Below are 8710 nucleotides of genomic sequence, written 5' to 3'. Positions count from 1 at the left end.
GGAAAGACGTATCCTGAATGAAGAAGGGTTAGGTAGTTCCTATATGGCGCGTAAAGCTGCCAAACAGCTGATGCAACGTACTGGCGCGGATCCGGATGATATAGATCTGGTGATTGTAGCTACTTCCACTCCGGATTATCATTTCCCTTCTACAGCTTCTATTTTATGTGATAAGTTAAGGCTGAAAAATGCATATGCTTTTGACTTGCAGGCAGCCTGCAGCGGATTTCTCTATCTGATGGAGACGGCGGCCAATTTCATCCGTTCTGGAAGATATAAGAAGGTTATCATTGTGGGAGCCGACAAGATGTCGTCAATGGTTGATTATACAGACCGTGCTACTTGTCCTATCTTTGGAGACGGCGCTGCAGCTTTCATGCTCGAGCCGACAACAGAAGATGTAGGTATTATGGATGCTATTCTGAGAACCGACGGCAAAGGTTTGCCTTTCCTGCATATGAAAGCGGGTGGGTCGGTTTGTCCTCCCTCTTATTTTACTGTAGACAACCACATGCATTACATTTATCAGGAAGGACGTACTGTGTTTAAGTATGCCGTATCCAATATGTCGGATGTTAGCGCGGCCATTGCCGAGAAAAACGGTCTGACAAAGGATAGCATTGACTGGGTGATTCCGCACCAGGCCAATCTTCGTATCATTGATGCTGTGGCACATCGTCTGGAAGTTCCTCGTGAGAAAGTACTGATTAATATCGAACGTTACGGCAATACCAGTGCTGCTACGTTGCCTCTTTGCATCTGGGACTTTGAAGATAAGCTGAAGAAAGGCGACAACCTTATTTTCACTGCATTCGGCGCAGGATTTACCTGGGGAGCCGTGTATGTGAAGTGGGGATACGACGGAAAGAAGCAGTAACATACTATTGCTAAATATAATATGATAAAAACGCATCCTATTTCGATTCGATGCGTTTTTTTGTCTCAATTCAAATACTGAAGTCATGCACAAAGCAGGTTTTGTAAATATCGTGGGAAATCCGAATGTGGGCAAATCCACATTGATGAACGTTTTGGTAGGTGAGCGCATTTCTATCGCCACTTTCAAGGCGCAGACCACCCGTCATCGGATTATGGGCATCTATAATACGGATGACATGCAAATTGTGTTTTCGGACACTCCGGGTGTATTGAAGCCAAACTATAAGTTACAGGAGTCCATGCTGAATTTCTCCACTTCGGCATTGACGGATGCGGATGTGTTGCTGTATGTGACAGATGTGGTTGAGACTCCCGACAAGCATAATGACTTTGTGGAGAAAGTAGGACACTTGGACGTTCCGGTATTGCTGCTTATCAATAAGATTGATTTAAGCAACCAGGAAAAGCTGGTGGAACTGGTGGAAGCATGGAAGGAATTGCTGCCGAAGGCGGAAATTATTCCTATCTCTGCTACTTCGAAATTTAATGTGGATTATGTCATGAAGCGGGTGAAGGAGCTGTTGCCCGACTCACCTCCTTATTTCGACAAGGACCAGTGGACGGACAAGCCGGCGCGTTTCTTCGTGACCGAAATAATCCGTGAGAAAATTCTGTTGTACTACGATAAGGAAATCCCTTATTCGGTGGAGGTGATGGTAGAACAGTTTAAGGAGGAGGCAAAGAAGATTCATATCAGTGCCGTAATCTATGTGGAGCGTGATTCGCAAAAAGGTATTATCATAGGCAAGCAGGGGAAGGCTTTGAAGAAAGTGGCTACTGAAGCGCGCCGTGATTTGGAGAGGTTTTTCGGGAAAACGATATTCCTGGAGACGTTTGTGAAAGTTGATAAGGATTGGCGGAGTTCGGACAAGGAACTGCGTAATTTTGGTTATCAGCTGGATTAAGAGTTATTCATACGACTGTGACAGTCGCAAAAAACAAAGAGTGTGAACTATGGGAAATTTAGTTGCAATCGTAGGACGTCCCAATGTGGGAAAGTCTACATTATTTAACCGTCTGACCAAGACACGTCAGGCAATTGTGAATGAGGAAGCGGGAACCACCCGTGACCGCCAATATGGAAAGACCGAATGGTTGGGACGTGAGTTCTCCGTGGTAGATACCGGCGGTTGGGTAGTGAACTCTGATGATATTTTCGAAGAGGAGATTCGTAAGCAGGTATTGATGGCGGTGGATGAAGCCGACGTGATTCTGTTCGTGGTGGATGTGATGAACGGGGTTACGGACCTCGACGAGCAGGTGGCTGCCATCTTGCGTCGTGCCAAGAAGCCTGTGTTGCTGGTTGCCAATAAGACTGATAATCATGAACTGCAATACAATGCTCCTGAGTTTTACAGTTTGGGTTTGGGTGACCCTTATTGTATTTCTGCTGTAACGGGTAGCGGTACGGGCGATATGATGGACCTTATCGTCAGCAAGTTCAAGAAGGAATCTGATGAAATTCTGGACGAGGATATTCCCCGCTTTGCAGTAGTGGGACGCCCTAATGCCGGAAAGTCTTCCATAGTCAATGCCTTTATTGGAGAAGACCGCAACATCGTGACGGAGATTGCCGGTACCACGCGCGATTCTATCTATACCCGCTACAATAAATTCGGTTTTGATTTCTACCTGGTAGATACGGCGGGTATCCGTAAGAAGAACAAGGTGAATGAGGATTTGGAGTACTACTCCGTAATCCGTTCCATTCGTTCCATTGAGAATGCAGATGTATGTATTTTGATGGTAGACGCTACGCGTGGCATCGAAAGCCAGGATTTGAATATCTTCTCCTTGATACAGAAGAATGCCAAGGGGCTGGTGGTTGTGGTGAACAAGTGGGACTTGGTGAAGGACAAGACTGTGAAGGTGATGAAGACTTTCGAAGATGCTATCCGCAACCGTTTCGCTCCGTTTGTGGATTTTCCTATCATCTTTGCTTCGGCACTGACCAAACAGCGTATTCTGAAGGTATTGGAAGAGGCGCGTGATGTGTACGAAAATCGTATGACGCGTATTCCGACAGCTCGTTTGAACGAGGAAATGCTGCCGCTTATCGAGGCGTATCCACCCCCTTCAATTAAGGGTAAGTATATCAAGATAAAGTATATTACGCAGTTGCCCAATACCCAGGTGCCGTCATTTGTTTATTTTGCAAATCTTCCACAATATGTGAAAGAGCCTTACAGACGATTCCTGGAAAATAAGATGCGTGAGAAATGGAAGTTGACCGGAACTCCGATAAATATCTATATCCGGCAGAAGTAAAATATATCGTGATGATATAGTCGATTCTATTAACTGGTTTTATGAAGAGAAAGCGTCCGGAACATAGCTTCCGGACGCTTTCTTATGTAATAGGTTAGAAAATGAGGTGTGGTTTTATCCTTCAAGGTTCTGTATCTCCACTTCTTTGACTTTCCGGAATAGGTCAGATGCAAATATGAAACTGTTCAACCGCTCGTTGGTGGAAGTGAAGATATCGTCTTTATTGCCTTCCCATTCTTTGTGTCCTTCGTAAATATAGATGATTTTTTCTCCGATACCCATTACAGAGTTCATGTCATGAGTGTTGATGAGAGTAGTCATATTGTATTCTCGGGTTATATCTTGTATCAGTTCGTCGATGACAAGCGAGGTCTTGGGGTCAAGTCCTGAATTCGGCTCGTCACAGAACAAGTATTGCGGGTTTAGGGCAATGGCACGGGCAATGGCTACGCGTTTCTGCATACCGCCGCTGATTTCTCCGGGAAATTTGTCTTTGGCTTCAATCAGGTTTACACGCTCCAAGCAGAACATGGCACGACGAGTCCGATCGCGCAGGGTATCGTTGCTGAACATGTTCAGTGGAAACATCACATTGTCCAGTACCGTCATGGAATCGAACAGCGCGGCACTTTGGAAAATCATTCCCATTTCCCGGCGGAGCGCTTTCTTTTCCTTCTTTCCCATGGCGAGGAAGTTGCGGTGGTCATACAACAATTCTCCTTTGTCCGGTGTCAGCAGACCCACGATACATTTCATGAGTACGGTTTTTCCCGAACCGCTCTGCCCTATGATTAGGTTGGTCTTTCCATTCTCGAAAGTGGCATTGATATCTTTCAGTACCTCTTTTTCTTCAAATGATTTGCAAAGTCCTTTCAGTTCAATCATCCCATTAAAAGTTGAGTTAATATTAGGTCGGCGAATAAGATAAGTACGCTGCTGCATACTACGGAGTCGGTGGACGCCTTGCCCACTTCGATGGAACCGCCTTCGACGGTGTAACCGAAGAATGCCGATACGCTGGCAATGATAAAGGCAAAGAACAGCGACTTGATGATGCCGCACCAAATAAACCATTCGACAAACATGTACTGCAAGCCGTATTCTAAATCTACCGCCGACATGATGCCGCCGAACCAGCAAGTACAGAAGGCACCTATGATACCGGCGAATATACTGAACGTCACCATCAGTGGAATGGTTGTCACCATAGCGGCAATTTTCGGTAGGATGAGATAGTTGGCAGAATTGACACCCATAATTTCAAGGGCGTCTATCTGCTGGGTGACTCGCATGGTGCCCAGCTCCGAGGCGATGTTTGACCCGACCTTTCCTGCCAGAATCAGACACATGATGGAGGAGGAGAATTCCAGCAGCATGATTTCTCGGGTTACATATCCCACTGTCCATCGAGGCATGAAAGGACTCTCGATGTTCAACTTTATCTGTATGGTGATTACAGCTCCGATGAAGAACGATATCAGCAATACGATGCCGATAGAGTTCACGCCGAGCTGTTCCAACTCGTTGACATATTGGCGGAAAAACATACGCATACGTTCGGGACGGGCAAATACGCGTCCCATCAGTATGATATATCGTCCCACTGTCTTAAGTGCTTTAAACATAACATATAAGTATTTGAATGCAAATGTACACTATTTCGGCTTATTTTTGCTACATTTGCGGCGAAAACCTTTAGAGTATGGAAGAAGAAAAAGGCATAAAGGACAATGTAGAGGAAGTTAAGGAAAATCTGCAGGCCGGACCAAGCTTGACTGCTGGGGCAGAGCCACGGGAGGAAGGTAGCATGGTGCTGCGTACGGAGGATTTGGTGAAAAAGTACGGAAAGCGTACGGTAGTGAGCCATGTGTCCATTGATGTGAAGCAAGGGGAGATTGTCGGTTTGCTGGGGCCGAATGGCGCCGGTAAGACAACTTCGTTTTATATGACCGTAGGGCTGATTACTCCCAATGAGGGACGTATCTTCTTGAATGATTTGGATATAACGAAATATCCGGTATACAAGCGTGCGCAGACGGGTATCGGTTATTTGGCGCAGGAGGCTTCCGTGTTCCGTCAAATGAGTGTGGAAGACAATATTGCATCTGTACTGGAAATGACCGACAAGCCTTTGGAGTATCAGAAAGACAAGCTGGAGAGCCTGATTGCAGAGTTCCGCTTGCAGAAGGTAAGGAAGAACAAGGGTAACCAGTTGTCAGGTGGCGAGCGGCGCCGTACAGAAATTGCCCGTTGTCTGGCCATTGACCCCAAATTTATTATGTTGGACGAGCCTTTTGCCGGTGTAGACCCGATTGCAGTGGAGGATATTCAGCAGATTGTGTGGAAGTTGAAAGATAGGAATATCGGCATTTTGATTACTGACCACAATGTGCAGGAGACGCTGAGCATTACCGATCGTGCTTATCTGCTATTTGAAGGAAAAATTTTGTTCCAGGGTACGCCGGAAGAGTTGGCCGAGAATAAGATTGTACGTGAAAAGTATCTGAGTAATAGCTTCGTACTTCGTCGCAAGGATTTTATGAAGTAATCCCGGATACTGTCGATTGATAGAAATAAAAAAAGACCACTCATTCAGTGGCCTTTTTTTATTTCTCCTTAAATCTCTATGATTAATATTTTGGAGGTCTTGCTTCTTTCACTACCATTTGGCGGCCGAAGAATTCAGCACCGTCTAGTTCGGCAATAGCTTTAGCTGCAGCAGCGTCATCTTCCATTTCTACAAAAGCGATGCCTCTGAAACGTCCGGTGGTGCGGTCATTGATAAATTTTACAGAAGATACTGTGCCGTAATCTTCCATTGCCTTCTGCAGGTCACTCTCCTTAACGCGGTAGTTAAGGTTTCCAACATAAATGTTCATAATGAAATTGATAAAATAAATATAATGAATAAAACTCTCTTGGAAGGAAGGCTGAATAATAAATGGATTACAACGACAGAGAGTTTACAAAAGCGTTCTTGAAAACGGAAGTAAAAACCATGTAATGGAAATCGAAAAACTAATGCGCCATCATTCCGCGACAAAGAAACGCATAAAATTCGGATAAACAATGTTTTTCCTTAATTATTTTTGTAGATTGTCGTGCCTTCGGGCAACTCCCATTTCTCTTCATAGAAACTGGACGGTTCGGTTTATCATCGTCTTTTCCCTGAGTATCTTTCCCATAAACGTCCTCCGTTGTCAGTCCGATGGTTGGGCTCTTCTACCGCTCTATCCAAGAATTAAACTGAAATAAATCGGCAATGTTCTTTTGATAATTGAAAGAATAACGCTAATTTTGCACGCCCATTTGAGATATGGAACAAAGTATAAATCAAATAAATAATTGTCAGAATGAACGTTTCATTACAAAACATTGACAAAGTAAGCGCACTGCTTACTGTAAAGCTTGAGAAAGCAGATTATCAGGAAAAAGTAGACAAATCATTGAAGAGCTTCCGTCAGAAGGCACAGATTCCCGGTTTCCGTAAGGGAATGGTTCCTATGAGCTTAGTTAAGAAAATGTATGGTAAGTCTGCATTGGCTGAAGAGGTGAACAAGCTGCTTTCAGAAACAGTATATAAGTATATCCAGGACAATAAGGTAAATATATTGGGCGAGCCTTTGCCCAACGAAGACAAGCAGCAGGAAATTGATTTCGATACTATGGAAGAGTTCGAATTCTTGTTTGATATTGCTTTGGCTCCGGAATTTAAAGCTGAAGTCAGTGCAAAAGATAAGGTAGATTACTATACTATTGAAGTTACAGACGAAATGGTGGATAACCAGGTCAAGGCTTACACTCAACGTAACGGCAAGTATGACAAGGTAGACGTTTACGAGGACAATGACATGCTGAAAGGTTTGCTTGCTGAACTGGATGAAGAAGGTAATACCAAAGAGGGTGGTATTCAGGTGGAAGGTGCTGTAATGATGCCTTCGTACATGAAAAATGATGAACAGAAAGCTATCTTTGCCGGTGCAAAAGTGAACGATGTGCTTGTATTCAATCCGAATACTGCTTGGGACGGAAATGCTGCCGAATTGTCTTCTTTATTGAAGATTGACAAGGAAGCTGCTCCCGAAGTAAAATCCAATTTCAGCTTCCAGGTAGAAGAAATCACACGTTTCGTTCCGGGTGACTTGACTCAGGAAATTTTCGACCAGGTATTTGGCGAAGGTAATGTGAAAACGGAAGAGGAATTCCGTGCCAAAGTGAAGGAAGTTATTGCCAACCAGTTCGTGGCAGACAGTGACTATAAGTTCTTGATTGACGCACGTAAGATGCTGACAGAGAAAGTAGGCAAGCTGGAATTCCCGGATGCATTACTGAAGCGCATTATGCGTCTGAACAATCCTGACAAGGAAGAAAGCTTTGTAGAGGACAACTATGACAAGAGCATCGAAGAGCTGACTTGGCACCTGATTAAAGAACAGCTGGTGAAAGCCAATGATATCAAGGTTGAGCAGGAAGACATCACAAACATGGCTAAGGAAGCTACCCGCGCACAGTTTGCACAATATGGTATGATGAGTGTGCCTGAAGAAATCCTGGAAAACTACTCAAAGGAAATGCTTAAGAAGAAAGAGAGCATAGAAGGCTTGGTTAATCGTGTGGTTGAATCTAAATTGGCTACAGCATTGAAGTCTCAGGTGGAACTGGAGCATAAGAACGTTTCTGCTGAAGAGTTCAATAAGATGTTTGCATAAGAGTAATGTGAGCCTACGGCTAAAATTTATAAAGAAACACAGAGTTTGACAAACTATAACTCTGTGTTTTTTTGTGTCTCTGTGTTCTTTTTTGTTTCTTTGTATCCTTATAAATTAAAAAATAGAAAGAAATGGATGATTTTAGAAAATACGCTACCAAGCATCTTGGTATGAACAGTTTGGTGCTGGACGATGTGATTAAATCACAAGCCGGCTATTTGAATCCCTATATCCTCGAGGAACGCCAGCTCAATGTAACGCAGTTGGACGTGTTTTCCCGTCTGATGATGGACCGCATCATTTTCCTCGGTACGCAGGTTGATGACTATACAGCCAATACTTTGCAGGCTCAGTTGCTTTATCTGGATTCGGTGGATCCGGGTAAGGATATTTCCATCTATATCAATTCGCCGGGCGGTTCGGTATATGCCGGTCTGGGTATTTATGATACCATGCAGTTCATCAGTAGTGATGTGGCTACCATCTGTACTGGAATGGCGGCAAGCATGGCAGCCGTATTGCTGGTTGCCGGTGCCGAAGGCAAACGCTCCGCATTGACCCACTCCCGCGTGATGATACACCAGCCGATGGGAGGTGCCCAGGGGCAGGCCTCGGATATTGAAATCACGGCACGTGAAATCCAGAAGTTGAAGAAAGAACTTTATACCATTATCGCCGACCACTCCCACACTCCCTTTGACAAGGTATGGGCAGATTCTGACCGTGACTACTGGATGACAGCCCAGGAAGCCAAAGAATATGGTATGGTAGATGAGGTTTTGATTAAAAAATAA

Annotated in this window: 9 protein-coding genes (1 of these 9 cut by a window edge); 6 read left to right on the top strand and 3 right to left on the bottom strand. The window is 44.4% G+C overall.

Annotated features, from left to right (window positions below):
- From NQ510_RS01800 to der, 3 genes are all read left to right on the top strand, one after another.
- Positions 1–877 carry the 3' portion of a beta-ketoacyl-ACP synthase III gene (locus NQ510_RS01800; protein ID WP_005829534.1) on the top strand. It extends 128 nt beyond the left edge of the window, so the window shows 877 of its 1005 coding nt (coding positions 129–1005); its start codon lies beyond the left edge, outside the window; the stop codon is at positions 875–877.
- A gap of 85 nt (positions 878–962) precedes the next feature.
- Positions 963–1844: a GTPase Era gene (era, locus tag NQ510_RS01795; RefSeq protein ID WP_005829536.1), complete on the top strand. Its 882-nt coding sequence runs from the start codon at positions 963–965 to the stop codon at positions 1842–1844.
- Between the two features lie 49 nt (positions 1845–1893).
- On the top strand, positions 1894–3207 hold the full coding sequence (der, locus tag NQ510_RS01790; RefSeq protein ID WP_005829538.1) for a ribosome biogenesis GTPase Der: 1314 nt from the start codon (positions 1894–1896) through the stop codon (positions 3205–3207).
- A gap of 114 nt (positions 3208–3321) precedes the next feature.
- Here the strand turns inward: der and NQ510_RS01785 are convergent, their stop codons facing one another.
- Both NQ510_RS01785 and NQ510_RS01780 read right to left on the bottom strand, forming a co-directional pair.
- Positions 3322–4092: an ABC transporter ATP-binding protein gene (locus NQ510_RS01785; protein ID WP_005829539.1), complete on the bottom strand. Its 771-nt coding sequence runs from the start codon at positions 4090–4092 to the stop codon at positions 3322–3324.
- Positions 4089–4832, bottom strand: a complete 744-nt coding sequence (locus tag NQ510_RS01780) for an MlaE family ABC transporter permease (protein ID WP_005829541.1) — start codon at positions 4830–4832, stop codon at positions 4089–4091. The genes NQ510_RS01785 and NQ510_RS01780 overlap by 4 nt, the downstream gene beginning before the upstream one ends.
- A gap of 182 nt (positions 4833–5014) precedes the next feature.
- Here NQ510_RS01780 and lptB point away from each other — a divergent pair, with 182 nt between their 5' ends.
- Positions 5015–5755, top strand: coding sequence for an LPS export ABC transporter ATP-binding protein (gene lptB, locus NQ510_RS01775; RefSeq protein WP_034523256.1), 741 nt, complete (start codon positions 5015–5017; stop codon positions 5753–5755).
- Between the two features lie 82 nt (positions 5756–5837).
- On the opposite strand, the gene NQ510_RS01770 is transcribed toward lptB, so the two are convergent.
- On the bottom strand, positions 5838–6086 hold the full coding sequence (locus tag NQ510_RS01770) for an RNA recognition motif domain-containing protein (protein ID WP_005829545.1): 249 nt from the start codon (positions 6084–6086) through the stop codon (positions 5838–5840).
- Between the two features lie 474 nt (positions 6087–6560).
- Between NQ510_RS01770 and tig the strand changes: the two genes are divergently transcribed.
- Together tig and clpP are read left to right on the top strand one after the other, a co-directional pair.
- Positions 6561–7916 carry a trigger factor gene (tig, locus tag NQ510_RS01765; protein ID WP_005829551.1) on the top strand — a complete coding sequence of 452 codons (1356 nt, stop codon included), beginning with the start codon at positions 6561–6563 and terminating at the stop codon, positions 7914–7916.
- Between the two features lie 131 nt (positions 7917–8047).
- Entirely contained in the window at positions 8048–8710 is a 663-nt protein-coding gene (gene clpP / locus NQ510_RS01760; RefSeq protein WP_005829555.1) for an ATP-dependent Clp endopeptidase proteolytic subunit ClpP, read from the top strand.

Source organism: Bacteroides uniformis, assembly GCF_025147485.1.
Lineage (GTDB): Bacteria > Bacteroidota > Bacteroidia > Bacteroidales > Bacteroidaceae > Bacteroides > Bacteroides uniformis.
The sequence above is the reverse complement of the archived record's forward strand: the minus strand, read 5'-3'. Positions and strand labels throughout refer to the sequence as shown.

Coding starts and splice junctions, on each gene's coding strand:
- era (WP_005829536.1), top strand. CDS start 963: ATGCACAAAGCAGGTTTTGTAAATATCGTGGGAAATCCGAATGTGGGC.
- der (WP_005829538.1), top strand. CDS start 1,894: ATGGGAAATTTAGTTGCAATCGTAGGACGTCCCAATGTGGGAAAGTCT.
- NQ510_RS01785 (WP_005829539.1), bottom strand. CDS start 4,092: ATGATTGAACTGAAAGGACTTTGCAAATCATTTGAAGAAAAAGAGGTA.
- NQ510_RS01780 (WP_005829541.1), bottom strand. CDS start 4,832: ATGTTTAAAGCACTTAAGACAGTGGGACGATATATCATACTGATGGGA.
- lptB (WP_034523256.1), top strand. CDS start 5,015: ATGGTGCTGCGTACGGAGGATTTGGTGAAAAAGTACGGAAAGCGTACG.
- NQ510_RS01770 (WP_005829545.1), bottom strand. CDS start 6,086: ATGAACATTTATGTTGGAAACCTTAACTACCGCGTTAAGGAGAGTGAC.
- tig (WP_005829551.1), top strand. CDS start 6,561: ATGAACGTTTCATTACAAAACATTGACAAAGTAAGCGCACTGCTTACT.
- clpP (WP_005829555.1), top strand. CDS start 8,048: ATGGATGATTTTAGAAAATACGCTACCAAGCATCTTGGTATGAACAGT.